The organism is Caldicellulosiruptor kronotskyensis 2002, assembly GCF_000166775.1.
Lineage (GTDB): Bacteria > Bacillota > Thermoanaerobacteria > Caldicellulosiruptorales > Caldicellulosiruptoraceae > Caldicellulosiruptor > Caldicellulosiruptor kronotskyensis.
Map to the genome: position 1 here is coordinate 1,417,047 of NC_014720.1, position 15,648 is coordinate 1,432,694.

18 protein-coding genes and 1 other RNA gene are annotated in these 15,648 nt (G+C 33.7%); all 19 read left to right on the forward strand.

What is annotated here, in order from left to right; genetic code table 11:
* The first annotated feature begins 39 nt into the window (after positions 1-39).
* The 19 genes from CALKRO_RS06310 to purQ all read left to right on the forward strand — a co-directional run bounded on the left by CALKRO_RS06310 (position 40) and on the right by purQ (position 15,643).
* Entirely contained in the window at positions 40-918 is an 879-nt protein-coding gene (locus CALKRO_RS06310) for an acyl-CoA dehydratase activase-related protein (protein WP_013430215.1), read from the forward strand.
* A complete protein-coding gene (locus CALKRO_RS06315; protein WP_013430216.1) occupies positions 887-1,981 on the forward strand; it encodes a hypothetical protein in 1,095 nt (364 codons plus the stop codon). Before CALKRO_RS06310 ends, CALKRO_RS06315 begins: the two co-directional genes overlap by 32 nt.
* A complete protein-coding gene (locus CALKRO_RS06320; protein ID WP_013430217.1) occupies positions 1,953-2,945 on the forward strand; it encodes an acyl-CoA dehydratase activase in 993 nt (330 codons plus the stop codon). The genes CALKRO_RS06315 and CALKRO_RS06320 overlap by 29 nt, the downstream gene beginning before the upstream one ends.
* Positions 2,946-2,983: 38 nt before the next feature.
* A non-coding RNA gene (gene ssrS / locus CALKRO_RS13310) (6S RNA) lies at positions 2,984-3,192 on the forward strand.
* An 82-nt stretch (positions 3,193-3,274) separates the two neighbouring features.
* Positions 3,275-4,003, forward strand: coding sequence for a tRNA threonylcarbamoyladenosine dehydratase (locus tag CALKRO_RS06325; protein ID WP_013430218.1), 729 nt, complete (start codon positions 3,275-3,277; stop codon positions 4,001-4,003).
* Between the two features lie 72 nt (positions 4,004-4,075).
* Complete coding sequence (locus tag CALKRO_RS06330) at positions 4,076-4,531, forward strand: DivIVA domain-containing protein (RefSeq protein WP_013430219.1); 456 nt, start codon at positions 4,076-4,078, stop codon at positions 4,529-4,531.
* A 79-nt stretch (positions 4,532-4,610) separates the two neighbouring features.
* The gene (gene pdaB / locus CALKRO_RS06335; RefSeq protein ID WP_013430220.1) at positions 4,611-5,378 is read left to right on the forward strand and encodes a polysaccharide deacetylase family sporulation protein PdaB; all 768 of its coding nucleotides are present in this window, start codon (positions 4,611-4,613) and stop codon (positions 5,376-5,378) included.
* Between the two features lie 68 nt (positions 5,379-5,446).
* A complete protein-coding gene (locus CALKRO_RS06340) occupies positions 5,447-6,040 on the forward strand; it encodes a hypothetical protein (RefSeq protein WP_013430221.1) in 594 nt (197 codons plus the stop codon).
* A gap of 63 nt (positions 6,041-6,103) precedes the next feature.
* Positions 6,104-6,748: a single-stranded DNA-binding protein gene (locus CALKRO_RS06345; protein ID WP_013430222.1), complete on the forward strand. Its 645-nt coding sequence runs from the start codon at positions 6,104-6,106 to the stop codon at positions 6,746-6,748.
* Between the two features lie 72 nt (positions 6,749-6,820).
* Positions 6,821-7,360, forward strand: a complete 540-nt coding sequence (gene pgsA / locus CALKRO_RS06350; protein ID WP_013430223.1) for a CDP-diacylglycerol--glycerol-3-phosphate 3-phosphatidyltransferase — start codon at positions 6,821-6,823, stop codon at positions 7,358-7,360.
* A 45-nt stretch (positions 7,361-7,405) separates the two neighbouring features.
* Entirely contained in the window at positions 7,406-7,765 is a 360-nt protein-coding gene (locus tag CALKRO_RS06355) for a phage holin family protein (protein ID WP_013430224.1), read from the forward strand.
* A gap of 27 nt (positions 7,766-7,792) precedes the next feature.
* Entirely contained in the window at positions 7,793-8,770 is a 978-nt protein-coding gene (locus CALKRO_RS06360) for an AIR synthase family protein (RefSeq protein ID WP_013430225.1), read from the forward strand.
* 18 nt (positions 8,771-8,788) lie between these two features.
* Positions 8,789-9,460, forward strand: coding sequence for a response regulator transcription factor (locus CALKRO_RS06365; RefSeq protein WP_013430226.1), 672 nt, complete (start codon positions 8,789-8,791; stop codon positions 9,458-9,460).
* Positions 9,461-9,484: 24 nt separating this feature from the next.
* On the forward strand, positions 9,485-10,888 hold the full coding sequence (locus CALKRO_RS06370; RefSeq protein ID WP_013430227.1) for a sensor histidine kinase: 1,404 nt from the start codon (positions 9,485-9,487) through the stop codon (positions 10,886-10,888).
* A gap of 91 nt (positions 10,889-10,979) precedes the next feature.
* On the forward strand, positions 10,980-12,209 hold the full coding sequence (locus CALKRO_RS06375) for a S1C family serine protease (RefSeq protein WP_013430228.1): 1,230 nt from the start codon (positions 10,980-10,982) through the stop codon (positions 12,207-12,209).
* A 216-nt stretch (positions 12,210-12,425) separates the two neighbouring features.
* Positions 12,426-13,814: an NCS2 family permease gene (locus CALKRO_RS06380; protein ID WP_013430229.1), complete on the forward strand. Its 1,389-nt coding sequence runs from the start codon at positions 12,426-12,428 to the stop codon at positions 13,812-13,814.
* 121 nt (positions 13,815-13,935) lie between these two features.
* Positions 13,936-14,655: a phosphoribosylaminoimidazolesuccinocarboxamide synthase gene (gene purC / locus CALKRO_RS06385; RefSeq protein ID WP_013430230.1), complete on the forward strand. Its 720-nt coding sequence runs from the start codon at positions 13,936-13,938 to the stop codon at positions 14,653-14,655.
* A gap of 37 nt (positions 14,656-14,692) precedes the next feature.
* Positions 14,693-14,941: a phosphoribosylformylglycinamidine synthase subunit PurS gene (purS, locus tag CALKRO_RS06390; RefSeq protein WP_013430231.1), complete on the forward strand. Its 249-nt coding sequence runs from the start codon at positions 14,693-14,695 to the stop codon at positions 14,939-14,941.
* 3 nt (positions 14,942-14,944) lie between these two features.
* Positions 14,945-15,643, forward strand: coding sequence for a phosphoribosylformylglycinamidine synthase subunit PurQ (purQ, locus tag CALKRO_RS06395; protein ID WP_013430232.1), 699 nt, complete (start codon positions 14,945-14,947; stop codon positions 15,641-15,643).
* The last annotated feature ends 5 nt before the right edge of the window (positions 15,644-15,648 follow it).

The window sequence follows — 15,648 nt, forward strand, 5'->3', positions numbered from 1 at the left end:
GAAAAACGCTCTCAATCTTTGAAAGGAAGAATTGAAAAAGTGAAGGTAGGAGTTCCAAATAGTTTTTGCTATGCTGGAATGGAAAACTTTTTTATAAGAGTTATACCAGAAATCTTAGAAGATTCTCAAATAATCTTTTCAGGTAAGACAACAAAGGAAATGATAGAATATGGTCTTAAAAATGGCTGTGATGAACTTTGTATCCCTGCCAAAATTTTTATTGGACATGTAGAATATCTTATAAGAAAAAAGAATGTAGATGTGTTGTTTTTGCCACGCCTTGTTTCTTTATTACCAGGCACATATTCATGCCCCAAGATTATTGGTATTCCAGATATCATAAAAACCAACTACTGTGGAGTTGAGCTTATAGTCCCGGAGATAAATTTAAGAAAAAAGAGAAAAATAATGTCAGAAAAAAGTATGAAAAATGAACATCTTTTTGATTTTCCTATGTCCAAGATAGCTAAAACTAAAAATATACTGGTATTGGCACATAGCTATGTAATCTTTGATGAATTTTTAAACAAGGGTATATTGGAAACTATAAAAAGCGCGGGCTACAATCCTATTTACCCCGCATACTATCGTTTTAATTCTTTTTATATCTCCTCTGATTTGCCAAAGGAGTTCTTCTGGTCCTCTGCAAGGGATATCTACAATTATTTTGAATGGACAGTAAATAATACACAAATTGACGGCATAGTGTACCTTATGACATTTGGATGTGGGATTGACTCTTTTTTGCAGGAACTGATTATGAGAAAATGCAATAAAGTAGGACTGCCTTATCTTTGTATAACTGTGGATGAACACTGTGCTGATGTGGGGATACAAACAAGAATAGAAGCATATTTAGATATGATTGAATGGAGGAGAAAAAGTGATGAGAAAAATAACATTTCCACATATGGGTAATCTATTTATCATAGGCAAAGCACTTTTTGAAGAACTTGGATTTGAAGTGGTCATTCCTCCATATAACAACAAAAGTGCTCTTGAAATTGGAAAGAGACTTTCACCCGAATTTATTTGTCTACCTTTTAAATTGAACATGGGAAATTTCATTCAAGCAATTGAAATGGGTGCTAACACTATTGTAATTTTTGGTGGATGTGGACCGTGTAGATTTGGATACTATGGTGCACTTGAAAAAGAGATTCTCAAAGATTTGGGCTATGATGTAGAGATGATAGTCATCGAACCTCTTTTTTATGGTTTTAGGAATTTTTTGGAGCGGGTAAGTAAGATATTTGCAAGAAAAAATATAGCCAGTGTATTAAAAAGAGTGTATAGGTTAGCCAAAAAGGTAGATGGGATTGAAAAAAAAGTACATTTTTTAAGACCAAGGGAAATGGTTAAGGGAAGTGTAGATAAGATATATGAAAAATTCAGAAATGAAGCAATTAAAGTTTTCGGAATTGATCAAATGGAAAGATTGGTTGATACCACGAATGTTTTGCTTGACAACTTATACATTGTAAATGAGAAGGTCAGAAAAATAGGAATTGTAGGGGAAATATATACTATTATTGATAGTTTTTCAAGCTTGAATATTGAAAAAATACTTGGTGAGATGGGATGTGAGGTTGAAAGAAATCTTTATATTTCCCAGTGGATTGATACACATCTAATATATCCAATATTTAAAAGGGAAGATCCAATTGTTAAGAGATATTCTAAAGATGTAATGCCAGTTTTAATTGGAGGTCACGCACGAGAGACCATTTCTTATGCCAAATACTATGCAACCCAGAAATATGATGGAATATTGCATATTTTTCCTCTCACATGTATGCCAGAAATAATAGCAAAATCAGTATTAAACGGTATAAGAAATCAAATAAATATTCCTGTACTACACGTTGTAATAGACGAAGTTGACAGTGACGTAGGAATTAAAACACGTTTAGAAGCCTTTTTAGACCTAATTGAAGCAAGGAGTGAGAAATTTGAGAGAGGAGTTATTTCTTGGGATTGATATTGGTTCTGTTAGTACCAATGTAGTCTTGATTGATAAAAAAGGTGAAGTAATTGAAAGCATATATCTCAGAACCCAAGGAAAGCCTATTGAAATTTTACAAAAGGCTCTTGGCACTTTGTATGAAAAGTATGGAGACAGGTTGAAAATAAAAGGAGTTGGTACTACAGGGTCAGGAAGACATTTGGCATCGCTGGTGGTAGGAGCAGATATTGTAAAAAATGAGATAACTGCTCATGCAAAATCTGCAATCTTTTTTGTACCTGATGTAAGAACTATAATTGAAATAGGTGGACAAGATTCGAAAATAATTTTAATAAAAGATAGAATTGTTATTGATTTTGCTATGAATACAATCTGTGCTGCAGGAACAGGTTCTTTTTTAGATAGGCAAGCAGAAAGACTTAATATTCCAATAGAAAAATTTGGTGAGATAGCAATAAAATCACAAAATCCTGTAAGAATAGCTGGCAGGTGTGCTGTATTTGCTGAGTCAGATATGATTCACAAACAGCAGCTTGGACATCCTTGTGAAGATATTCTTTTTGGGCTGTGTTTAGCTCTGGCAAGAAACTATCTTGCTAATTTGGCAAAAGGAAAAAGGTTGGAAAGTCCAATACTATTTCAAGGAGGTGTTGCGGCAAATATAGCAATGAAAAAGGCATTCGAAGAGCTTCTTGGAATTCAGATTATAGTTCCCAAATACTATAATGTTATGGGGGCAATAGGTATTGCACTTTTGGCAAAAGAGAGGACAAAAGGTCTTATCACCAAATTCAGAGGTTTTGAAAACATACACAGGTGCAAATTTGAGACAAAAGGATTTGAGTGCCGTGATTGCTCAAACTATTGCGAGGTTGTTAGTTTTTATAATAATGGCAATTTAGTGGCAAGGTGGGGTGATAAATGCCAGAAATACTCATCTAATAGGAATTATCATATTGAAAACTCTAAAAATCTGTGATATATTTAAATTAAGAATAACAAAACAAAGCTATGGCAGGAACTCTGCCGTGTGCGTTACAAGATGGTGAAGTTCCAGGCCAACACCATCAAAAAAGGGAATCCGGAGTCCAATAGTGGCGCATAGGCTTCCCACCCAAGGTTTTGCTTGGGTGACAAACAGGAAGTAATGCAAAGCTATTGGCAGGATACCCACCTGCTGAGGCAGGGTCTGGGAAACTCCCTGAGGACGGCATGGTGGAGTTCCTGACATGAAAGAAGAAAGACCCAAAAAACAAAAGAGGGTCTTTTATTTTTTTGATTTTCTTGTGAGAGGAGAGAATAAGAATATTGATAGGTCCAGCAGATATTTTCCAAAGAACTATGATGCTGATTGGAGAAGATAAGATTGAAAAACTGTCAAAGGCAAAAATAGCAGTATGTGGGCTTGGTGGAGTTGGAAGTTTTGCGTTTGAAGCTCTTGTTCGTTGTGGAGTAGGAAATTTTGTTATTGTTGACAAAGATAGAGTTGTTCCCTCTAACTTGAACCGTCAACTGATAGCTGCAATTCCAAATATAGGTAGATATAAAGTGGATATTGCACATGAAAGGGCAGTTGAAATTAATCCTTTTGTGAAAATAGAGATAATACCAAATAAAATTACATCTGAGAATATTTATAAGATTTTTGGGAATAAGAATTTAGATTATATATTAGATGCAATAGATGATATTGGGGCAAAGGTTGCACTTATAAAATTTGCTACAAAAGAGAACATAAAAATAATAAGCTGTATGGGTATGGGCAATAGGATAAATCCTTTGCTTATAAAAGTTTCTGATATATATTCTACACGTTATTGTCCACTCGCTAAAAAACTTAGAAGTATTCTGAGAAAAGAAAATATTAAGAGTTTAAAGGTTGTGTACTCTGAGGAAAAACCATCAAAACCCGATTATAGATATTTAAAAGAAGAGTCAGAGAAAAAGCATGTACCAGCAAGTATTTCGTTTGTTCCACCTGTTGCAGGATTTATTATGGCTTATGAGGTGGTAAAGGACTTGGTTTTTGGTGATTAATTTTGATATACAAAAATAATCTTTTTTATGTTAAAATATTCAAAAAGGTCTTAAGAGAATCTGGAGGGAAAAATGAATACATACAAATTTGCAAGAACTTTTAGGGGTTTTAAACCAAGCTCTGTTATAGAGTATTTAAATAATTTGGAGATGACCTATGAAAAGGAAATAAAAGAAAAACAGGAAAAGATTGAAGAACTTAAGAAGGAAAATGAGGAGCTAAAAAATACTTTGAAAAAGCTTGAGGAAGAGCTTTCAAAATTGAACGAACAGAAAATAAAAATAGCAGAACTTCTCATAATTGCTCAGGAAAAAGCAGAGGGTATCGTATCAAAAGCAATTGAAGAAGGAGAAAATAAAAAAAGAGCTCTTCTTGCTGAAATTGAAGAGCATGAAAAACTTCTTCAAAATTTAAAAGACGAAATAAAGCGAATAAAAGGAGAACTTCAATCCTTCATTTCAAAATTTGATGAAAAAACTGTGAGAGATTCTCAATCTGAACTTCAAGAAGAGAGTAGCATTATGTAAAAATATGCTACTCTATTTTTTCATATTATTTCTGCCATTTTCATAAATTTACCTTAGAACAAACTTTGTGGAATGAGTAATGATAAGAGTGTTTAACATTTCCAAAATTATGAAGCTGGTCCTAATCACAATTCTTGTTTTGCTTACAATAAATACTATATTTATCTATTCAAGGCTAACTGTAGAGGTTATAAATCAAAAAAAGCTTCTACCAATTTACTGTGTTGACAGAAATGACAAGAAAATAGCGTTAACATTCGATGCTGCATGGGGAAACGACGATACAAAAGAACTGCTTAGTATACTCAAAAAATTCAATGCAAAAGCTACTTTTTTCCTTGTAGGATTTTGGGTAGAGAAATATCCTGAAGATGTAAAAAATATCTTCAGTCAAGGGCATGAAATAGGAAGCCATTCTGACAAGCATCTTCACATGTCAAGATTATCTGAATCTGAGATAATTAAAGATGTCAAAAGCTGTGAAGAAAAAATTATGAGAATTATTCATAAAAAGCCAGTGGTTTTTAGACCTCCATATGGCGATTACAGTAACACTTTAATAAGAACTCTTTCTTCCTTGGGATATTATGTTATCCAATGGGATGTTGATTCACTTGATTGGAAAGATTTATCTGCACAAGAGATTGCACAGAGAGTATTAAAGAGAGTAAAAAGTGGCTCTATCGTATTGTTTCATAATAATGCAAAAAATACTAAATATGCTTTGCCAATGATATTAAATACACTTACCCAGCAAGGGTATGAATTTGTTACAGTTTCAGAACTTATATACAAAGATGGTTATTATATTGACCATCAAGGTGTTCAGAGGAAAGTAGTAAGGTAACTTAAATAATTGAAATAAGAATGGTAACACTAATATATGCGGTAGAAAACAGCGGGGAGAAAAATAAAATGGTAAAAATAGGTGTGTTGTATAAAAGCCTATTGTACAAAGAAATGTTTAAAAGCGACTTTGTTGATTTTGTAAAAAAAAAGGGTAAAAAAATATTAGAAATAGATTTAGCGAATGAAAAAATCAATACTGAAAAAATTACAAATTTGCTTACAAACTTTAATCTTCCATTTGATTATATCATTTTTTATTTAGATTGTCCACAAAATGTTATTAAATATTGTGAACTGGCTGTTGTACTTCAGAACGAGATTTTAGATAAGTGGGAAGACATTTTTGATAAACACCAGAAAATTTTGATCTTTATGGATAACAGCTTGCCTATGGTATTAAAAAATGCTTCTTGTAAGGTTGTTGACATAGGCTTTTCATCCCAAAACACCATAAATATAACTCATCTTGATTATGGCAATGATAATAAGGTAAGCATAAGCCTTTTCTTCCAGAGAGCTGTTGAAACTATTGACGGCAATATTATTGCCGAGAAAGAAATAAAAGAAAAAGAAGATCTACAAAAAGAGGAAGAGGGGATATCTGTCTGTGTGATTTCTGCTACTTTAAAAAGTTTGTGTGGTTTGAATTTGAATGTCTAAAAATTTAGTTTGTTGAATAGTATAAAAATAGGCTAATAAAGTACGAAAGGATGAGTGTTTGCCATGTCTCAAAATCCTTTGGAAAACAACAGAGTTTACTTATGTGGAAAGGTTGTTACTCCACTTAATTTTAGTCATGAGAGTTTTGGTGAGAAATTTTTTACTTTTAAGCTTGAAGTTCCAAGGCTCTCTCAGCAAAAGGATATTTTAATTGTAACAGTTTCTGATAGACTTTTAATCAATGTAAATCTTGAAGCGGGAAGCTTAGTAGAAGTATTAGGACAGTTTAGGTCATACAACAATCCTTCAAATGTGGGAAACAGAATCATCTTAACAGTATTTGCAAGGGACATTAAAAATGTTGAGAGCATTGACCCTTCGAAGAATATCAATGAGATATTCTTAAATGGATATGTGTGCAAAAAACCTCAGTACCGTACCACGCCTTTAGGAAGAGAAATAACAGATATTTTGCTCGCCGTAAATAGGCTATACGGGAAGTCAGATTATATACCTTGTATTGCTTGGGGAAGAAATGCTCGTTTTGCAAGTACCTTTCAAATAGGTGATAACATAAAAATATGGGGAAGAGTGCAAAGTAGAGATTATCAAAAGAAATTGGAAGATGGTAGAGTAGAGATAAGAACTGCTTACGAGGTTTCTATATTTAAGCTTGAAAGAGTAGAAAAGAGTGAGAATGTAAGCTAAAGATGTGATGTAGATATTATCTTTGAAATATGATAAAATCATAAAAAGTGACAAAAGAAAAAAGAGGTGTAGTTGTTGAATCTTCCAAATATTCTCACAATTTTAAGATTTGTATTGGTACCAGTATTTGCTGCAATATTTCTTTCTCATCTGAAGTACAATTATCTTATAGCGCTGAGTATATTTTTATTATCAGGACTCACTGATGTTTTGGATGGTTTTATTGCACGAAGATACAATATGGTTACACAATTTGGAAAGCTATTTGACCCGCTTGCAGACAAGTTGATGATACTTACAGTCTTGTGGTGCCTTGTTTTGAAAGAATATATACCTTCATGGGTTTTTTATATTGTGCTTGCAAAAGAGATTTTTATGATATTAGGTTCGGCTCTCTTATATGGGAAGATAAAAATAGTGGTTTCTGCTAATATCTATGGGAAAATTTCAACTTTTTTGTTTTACATAGCCATTGTCTCGTTAATTTTGAGATGGCAGATATCCTTTCCTACTCTCATATTAGCTTTAATTTTTGCTATTTTTGCACTTGTGATGTATGTATCAAAATATGTAAATGAATATAAAAGACTCAAAAGCACCTCCCGTGAATAACTGCATTGTAAGTTGGTTAACCTACAAATAGGAGGTGCTTTTGTTATGAGTGAAAAAACTGAAAAAAGGTATGCAAGCTGGCTTGGCATAATTGTAAGATTTGTTGTTGCTTCTTTTATGATGCTTTTGATGCAGCTAATCTACCCCAACTTTGTATTCAGTAATTGGATGATAGGAACAGCTTTAATTGTAGCAATATCTGTGATAACATATATAATTGAGAGAATAACAACACTTTATAGAACCCCTATAGGAAGAGGAATAATTGCTTTTTTAGTAACTTTTGCTATTTTATATTTTGGTAATATGTCAGTACCAGGTATTAAAGTACCCATTATAGCTAACTTGATTACCTCTTTTGTTGTAGGGATGTTTGATATATTTTTGCCAGATAGGGTATTTTAAATTGAAGAGTCAAAGGGGGTCTTCTTTTTGGATATAGGAAAGGTACCTTTAGAAATACTTAAGAAGCATGTCTTTAGTAATTTAAGAACAGACAAAAATCTTTTGTTACTTCCTAATATTGGAGAAGATTGTGCTGCTGTGGATATCGAAGGAGAAATAGCTGTTCTTACTACCGACCCAATTACAGCAGGCGACAGTATGAGTGGTTTTTTGTCGGTGATTGTTGCCTGTAACGATTTGGCAGCAGCTGGTGCACAGCCACTTGGGGTACTTACTACTGTGCTTCTTCCTCCCGGGAGTGATGAGGATGATTTTGCGTATATATTGACCCAAATAAGAGATGCTTGCAATAAATTAAACATCCATCTCTTAGGCGGACATAGCGAAGTGACAACTGCAGTTACAAGACCATTGATTGTTTCAACGGGCTTTGGAAAGGTAAAAAAAGAACTTCTTATTTCTACAGGTGGAGCAAAGCCGGGTGATAAAATTGTTATCACAAAAACAATAGGTTTAGAAGGCACTTTTATTTTATATAACAAGTATAAAGAAAAACTGAAGGATATATTAAATAGCCACGAAGAAAAAGAAATAGAAAGTTTTGTAGAAAAATTAAGTGTTGTGAAGGAGGGAATGATAGCAAGAGAATATGCCTCCAGTATGCATGATATTACAGAAGGCGGACTTTTTGGAGCTATATATGAGGTGTGTAGAGCATCAGGTAAAGGAGCTGTAATATATGAAGATATGATAAATCTCAGTGGTGCAGTTCAGAAAGTGTGCGCTTTTTTTAATTTAAATCCATATAAGCTTATCTCAAGTGGAAGTATGTTAATTACGACAAACATGGCAGATGAGCTGGTTAAAAAGCTTTGGCAAAATGGCATTGAATGCTGTATAGTTGGAGAAATTATAGAAAAACCGAATATAGAATTTATTTCTAAAAGCGGAGAAAAAACTTATATCAATGAGTTGCCAATAGATGAAATATATAAAGTTGTGTAGAAGAGAGGTAGAAAAAGGATGAAAATCCTTGTCATTGATGATGATGTAAAGATATGTGAGGTAATAAAACTTTACTTAGAAAAAGAAGGGTTTGAAGTAGTAATTGCTCACAATGGTATGGATGGAATTGCTATGTTCAAAAATGAAATGCCCAACCTTGTTATACTGGACATTATGCTGCCCAAAAAAGACGGATATGAAGTATGTAGAGAACTTAGAAAAATCAGTAACATTCCAATTATAATGCTCACTGCAAAGGGAGAGACATTTGATAAGGTACTTGGGCTAGAACTGGGAGCAGATGACTACATTGTAAAACCGTTTGATCCAAAAGAACTAATTGCACGAATAAAAGCAGTACTGCGAAGAACACAGGGTGAAGTCAATGATGAAAAGGTTGTTGTATATCCAAATCTAACAGTAAATCTCACTACATATGAGGTAAAACTTGAAGATAAAGTAATAGATATGCCGCCGAAAGAGATAGAGCTTTTGTATTTCTTAGCATCACATCCCAACAAGGTGTTCACAAGAGAGCAACTTCTTGACCATATATGGGGTTACAACTTTGTTGGAGACACTCGTACAGTTGATGTACACATCAAAAGAATAAGAGAAAAGATTGAAAAGGACAAATATCCTTGGAAGATAAAGACTGTATGGGGTGTAGGTTATAAGTTTGAAATTTAGGCTTTGTTGAGGAAGTGAAAAGAATTGAAATCTATATATTTTAAATTTGTGGTGACATATACAATCATAATTGCAGTTGGATTTTTAATTTTTGGGACAGTGCTCAATAACCTTACAGAAAACTATTTTGTCTCTCAAAAACAGACTCAGCTTGTTCGTGAAGCTGAAAAGATAGCAACTGGACTTGCTCTTTGGTATATAACAGGGTTTTTGGAACAGGATAGACTTAGGTTCGAGATTAGATTTTTGAGAGATTATTTGAATGCTTCAATCCTGCTGATAAATAAAAATGCAAATGTAATATTAAACTCAGATGAACAGGTTTATATAGATGATTTGAATTTGCAGAAAATAAGAGACAAGGTCTTTGAAGGAGAAATTGCTGTAAAAAAGCTTCTTATAGGGGATATGATCAAAAGAGAATATCTTGTGATAGGGTATCCGGTTGTGATAAATAACCATGTTGTCTCAGGACTGCTTCTTATCACCTCAACCGATGAAATAAGACAGACATTAAAGATGTATAATAAAATAATTTGGCTGATTACATTGTTTGAAGTTTTAGTTGTTTTGATAATAACATATGCACTGACTCAAAGGATTATAACTCCCATTAAAAAGCTTGCACAGGCTTCAAGAAAAATAGCTGAAGGTGATTTTTCACAAAAAATTCCTATTCCAAACAATAGTGATGACGAGATTAGCGAACTTATCTCATCTTTTAATTATATGACTGAAAAATTAGAAAACTTGGAGATGATGCGAAAAAGTTTTATCTCGAATGTGTCACATGAGCTCAGGTCTCCTCTTACCTCTATAAGAGGATTTGTAGAGGGTATATTGGATAAGACTATTCCAGACGACAAAAAAGATTTTTATCTGACCCTTGTAAAAGAAGAGGTTATAAAACTTAACAATTTGATTAATCAACTTTTAGAATTGTCGAGACTTGAGTGGGGGAAAATAAATCTTAATTTGAGTGAATTTAAGATTTATTCTGTAATTGTAGAGGAGCTAATTAAGTTTGAGAAACGAATAGAAGAAAAAGAAATAGATGTAACTCTGCAAGTTGACGAAGAACTTGTTGTCAAGGCAGATAGGGATTTGATAAGCAGGGTTGTTCACAATCTTCTTGACAATGCTATAAAGTATAACAAGGTTGGCGGGAAGATATATATATATTCTGAAGTAGTAAATGGTAAAGCTTATATAACAATACAGGATACAGGCGTGGGTATTCCTGAAAGGCTACAAAAGCTTATCTGGGAAAGGTTTTATAAGGTTGATGAGTCAAGAAGCCTTGAAAATGGAGTTGGGTTAGGGCTTTCAATTGTAAAAGAGATTATAAAGCTTCATAAACAGAACATCTGGGTTGAAAGCGAGGAAGGAGTTGGTTCTAAGTTTACATTCACACTGGATTTAAAATAATTTTTATTATTTGTTAACAATTCGTTAATAATTTTTTCAAAAACAAGGGGTAGAATTATAAGTGAAAAAACAAATTGAGAGGTGAATAAAGATGACAGATAAATTTGATTTTGAAACTCCAAACTATCAACCATCTTACAGTCCCATAAATTTTGAGATTCCAAAAACGATAAGAAAGAAAAAGTCAGTAAAAGAATATATAGTTGCAGGGCTTATAGGTGGTTTAATAGGTGCTATTTTAATGTCAATATTTTTTATGGCATATTTTGGTGTTAATTTTAATAATTTTAAAAATGATATTAACTCTACGTTGAACAGTTTCAACTTGAATAATTCCACTGCTACAGAACCTATTACAAAAACAGTTGTACTTAATTCTGGTAACAGTTCATTTGTGACAGATGTGGCACAAAAGGTTGGTCCAGCTGTTGTTGGAATTAAAAACAAAGGAACAGCTTATAACTGGTGGACAGATGAAGAACAGGAAATTACAATAGGTGAGGGCTCTGGGGTTATAATTAGTAAAGATGGTTATGTTGTAACAAACAACCATGTAGTATCAGGTGCAAAATCTGTGTCCGTGATTTTATCAGGCGAAAAAGAAGTTCCAGCTACAATTGTTGGTACAGACGCTTTGAGTGATATAGCGCTTTTAAAAATTGACCCGAAATATGTAAAGGCTGTTGCTCCACTTGGAGATTCATCAAAAGTAAAAGTTGGGGAGTTTGTAGTTGCAATAGGAAATCCTCTGGGACAAGAGTTTGCTGGGACGGTTACATTTGGTGTTGTGAGCGCGGTCAATAGAAAGCTTGATATGGGAAATGGCGTTCAGATTCCTTTAATTCAAACTGATGCTGCAATAAATCCAGGTAACAGTGGAGGAGCACTTGTAAATAGTAGTGGTGAGGTTATTGGCATTAACACAGCGAAGATTTCTCAAACAGGTGTTGAAGGAATGGGCTTTGCTATTCCAATAAACTATGTAAAACCGATTATAAACGATTTGATGAAATATAAAAAGGTTTTAAGGCCAACCATAGGTATATCTGTTATGGAGTACTATGACAGGTCTGGCAACATTATGGGGATGTATATTTCAAAGGTTTATCCAGGTACAGGTGCAGCAAAAGCTGGTTTGAAAGAAGGAGATATAATTTTGCAGATAGATGGTAAGAAAGTTACTACATTTTCAGATATTCAATCAATACTTTCAAATCATAAGATTGGTGACGTAATAACCATAAGAGTACTGCGGGATGGTCAGACCAAGGACTTCAAAGTGACTTTGGGTACTCCTGTTAACACAACTACTAATGACTAAAATAAGTTTTGGAAAGAATTAAACAGGTCACATCTTTTAAAGAAGGTGTGACCTGTTTTTTTGTATATTATCATTCCGAATATTATTTAATAACATATTAATTTTGTTCACAATTAATTATTGACATAAAGCCTTTTGCTTTGATAATATGTACTTGTAAATACCAAACATTCGGATGTTATATTTAAAAAATGTTCGAAGAAAGGTGGTATATTTGTGTTAGAAAATATTTTCAAGCTTAAAGAAAGAAGAACTGATGTAAAGACAGAGGTATTAGCAGGTTTTACTACATTTATCACAATGGCATACATAATCTTTGTAAATCCTTCTATTCTCAGCACGACCGGATTAGATAAGCATGCTGTATTTTTTGCCACATGTATTGGTGCGGCAGTTGGAACGCTTATTATGGCACTCTATGCTAATCTTCCATTTGCTCTTGCACCTGGGATGGGACTTAACGCTTTCTTTACCTACACTGTGTGCCTTCAAATGAAATATACTCCACAGCAAGCATTAGCAGCAGTATTTATATCAGGTATTATATTTGTTATCATCACGGCAGTTGGTCTCAGACAAGCTATAGTTCGTTCTATACCTCAATCTTTAAAACATGCCATGACAGCTGGTATTGGACTTTTTATAGCTTTTATCGGGTTTATAAATAGTGGAATAGTAGTAATAGACTCCGGTTCTAAACTTCCAAAGTTCGGCGATTTTACATCTGCTTTTAAGTCTTTGACAAATGATCCCAATATAAACTCAGCAATAATATCTTCTCGAGGTGCGATTGTTGCTCTTATAGGTCTTTTAATTATAGGAATTTTAATTGCAAAAAGAGTAAAAGGTGCAATTATTATTGGAATAATTATAACAACGGTAATAAGCTTTCCTTTGAAAATTGTGGATTTGTCGAAATTTAAATTTTCGTTGGAAGCATTTAAAGTCTCTGCCTTTAACTTTGATTTTGCAGGTTTGTTTGCGGCACATGGTCAAGGAGGCGGCATTGGTGCAGTTCTTCTTAGTCTTTTTGCGGTGATACTGACATTTACTCTCATAGATATGTTTGATAGCATCGGGACATTTGTAGGTCTTGCTGATAAGGCTGGGATGCTTGATGAAAAAGGAGATATACCAAATATGGACAGGGCATTGATGTCTGATGCGATTGCAACAATTGTTGGGGCTATCTTTGGTACTTCTACAGTTACAACTTATATTGAAAGTGCAGCTGGTATCGAAGAAGGTGGAAGAACAGGTCTCACATCATTTGTTACAGGTATTTTGTTTATCCTTGCATTGGTGATTGCGCCGTTTATAGGGCTTGTGCCATCCCAGGCAACTGCTCCAGCGTTAATTGCTGTTGGTGTGATGATGATAAGTTCTATCAAAAAGATTGACTTTAATGATTTTGAAGAAGCTCTTCCAGCATTTTTAACAATTGTAATTATGCCGTTTACTTACAGCATTGCAAATGGTATTTCAGCAGGTATTATATTCTATGTTTTGGTTAAACTTTTAAGAGGAAAAGCAAAAGAGGTTCATCCAATAACATACATTCTTGCTATACTCTTTATTTTGAGATTTATGGTTATTGCACATTAAATAAAAAGGGGAGCATACAGACTGCTCCCCTTTAAAAATCCAGGCATTGTATAAATATACATTGCTATTTTTAGAAGAAAGCTTTAACATTTACACTATCGAAAATTGGGAGGCTTTTAAAATGAGTTATATCATCACAAAACTTTTATATGAAGGCAAAGCAAAAAAGGTTTATGAAACTGACAATCCTAATGTTGTTGTGATTGAATACAAAGACGATGCAACGGCTTTTGACGGCACAAAAAGAGGTATAATTAATAATAAAGGAGTTGTTAACAACTTAGTATCAAACCATTTCTTCAAAATATTAGAGTCCAACAACATTCCCACACATTTTATTGAACAGATTGATGAAAGAAAGACAGCTGTTAAAAGGGTGCAAATAATACCAGTTGAGGTTATCGTGAGAAATATAGCTGCAGGTTCATTGTCCAAAAGACTTGGACTTGAAGAAGGATCAATTTTGAAAAGGCCCATCTTAGAATTCTGCTATAAAAATGATGAACTTCACGACCCACAGGTAAATCAATACCATATCTTAGCTTTGGAACTTGCAACCGAAGAAGAAATTAGTAAGATTGAAGAGTATTCTTTTAAAGTTAATGATGTGCTTAGAAATTATTTAAAACAAGTTAACATTGACCTCATCGACTTCAAACTTGAATTTGGTAGGTACAGGGGAGATGTAATCTTAGCTGATGAGATTTCTCCAGACACCTGTAGGTTCTGGGATACTACAACTAAGGAAAAACTGGATAAGGACAGATTTAGAAGAGACCTTGGAAACGTGGAAGAGGCATATATGGAAATATTAAGAAGACTTGGCTTGGATAAAAAGTAAACAAGTTTAAAATATTTATTTGAAAGGAGAAATAGGAATGCTCAAGGCAGAAATCTTTGTATATTTAAAAAAATCAATTTCAGACCCACCAGGCATTGCTGTGTTAAATTCTTTAAAGAGCCTGGGATTTAACAACGTAGAAAAAGTCAGAATGGGAAAATATATTGTGGTATATTTGAACGAAAATGATATTGAAAAAGCAAAAGAATTGGTAAAACTCATGTGTGAAAAGCTTTTATGCAACCCTGTTATGGAAGAGTACAAGTTTAATATTTCGGAGGAGTAAAAGATGAAGTTTGGTGTTGTAGTTTTTCCGGGTTCTAACTGTGATAGTGATTGTTTTCATGTAATTAAAGATGTAATAAATGAGGATGTAGAGTATATCTGGCACGACAGTGATGAAAAATTAAAGGGGTTTGATTGTATAATCTTGCCTGGAGGATTTTCGTACGGAGATTACTTAAGAGCAGGGGCTATAGCAAGGTTTTCAAGAGTAATGCCAAGAATAGAAGAATTTGCTCAAAACGGAGGGCTTGTGATAGGTATATGTAATGGGTTTCAGATCCTTACTGAGAGTCATCTTTTGCCAGGCGCGCTGATAAGAAACAAAAATCTTAAGTTTATTTGCAGTGACCAGTACGTAAAGGTAGTAAATAACAACACTCCTTTTACCAATCTCTACAAAGAGGGGGAAGTAATAAACCTGCCTATTGCCCATGGTGAGGGTAACTATGTTGTAGATGAAGAAACATTAAAACAAATGATTCAAAATCAGCAGATTGTGCTGCAGTATTGTGACAAATATGGCAATGTCAATGATGAAACAAATCCCAATGGTTCTATTCTAAATATAGCAGGTATATGTAACAAGGAAAAAAATGTTTTTGGACTGATGCCTCATCCTGAAAGAAGCAGCGAGAAAATCCTTGGTTGTGAAGATGGTAAAAGAGTATTTTTAAGCATTGTCAATTATTTAAAGTCGAGGTGAGAGGT

Bases quoted from the DNA above. Each gene is read 5' to 3' on its own strand.
- CALKRO_RS06315 (WP_013430216.1), top strand. From the start codon at position 887: ATGAGAAAAATAACATTTCCACATATGGGTAATCTATTTATCATAGGC.
- CALKRO_RS06330 (WP_013430219.1), top strand. From the start codon at position 4,076: ATGAATACATACAAATTTGCAAGAACTTTTAGGGGTTTTAAACCAAGC.
- pdaB (WP_013430220.1), top strand. From the start codon at position 4,611: ATGATAAGAGTGTTTAACATTTCCAAAATTATGAAGCTGGTCCTAATC.
- CALKRO_RS06340 (WP_013430221.1), top strand. From the start codon at position 5,447: ATGGTAAAAATAGGTGTGTTGTATAAAAGCCTATTGTACAAAGAAATG.
- CALKRO_RS06345 (WP_013430222.1), top strand. From the start codon at position 6,104: ATGTCTCAAAATCCTTTGGAAAACAACAGAGTTTACTTATGTGGAAAG.
- CALKRO_RS06355 (WP_013430224.1), top strand. From the start codon at position 7,406: ATGAGTGAAAAAACTGAAAAAAGGTATGCAAGCTGGCTTGGCATAATT.
- CALKRO_RS06365 (WP_013430226.1), top strand. From the start codon at position 8,789: ATGAAAATCCTTGTCATTGATGATGATGTAAAGATATGTGAGGTAATA.
- CALKRO_RS06375 (WP_013430228.1), top strand. From the start codon at position 10,980: ATGACAGATAAATTTGATTTTGAAACTCCAAACTATCAACCATCTTAC.
- purC (WP_013430230.1), top strand. From the start codon at position 13,936: ATGAGTTATATCATCACAAAACTTTTATATGAAGGCAAAGCAAAAAAG.
- purS (WP_013430231.1), top strand. From the start codon at position 14,693: ATGCTCAAGGCAGAAATCTTTGTATATTTAAAAAAATCAATTTCAGAC.
- purQ (WP_013430232.1), top strand. From the start codon at position 14,945: ATGAAGTTTGGTGTTGTAGTTTTTCCGGGTTCTAACTGTGATAGTGAT.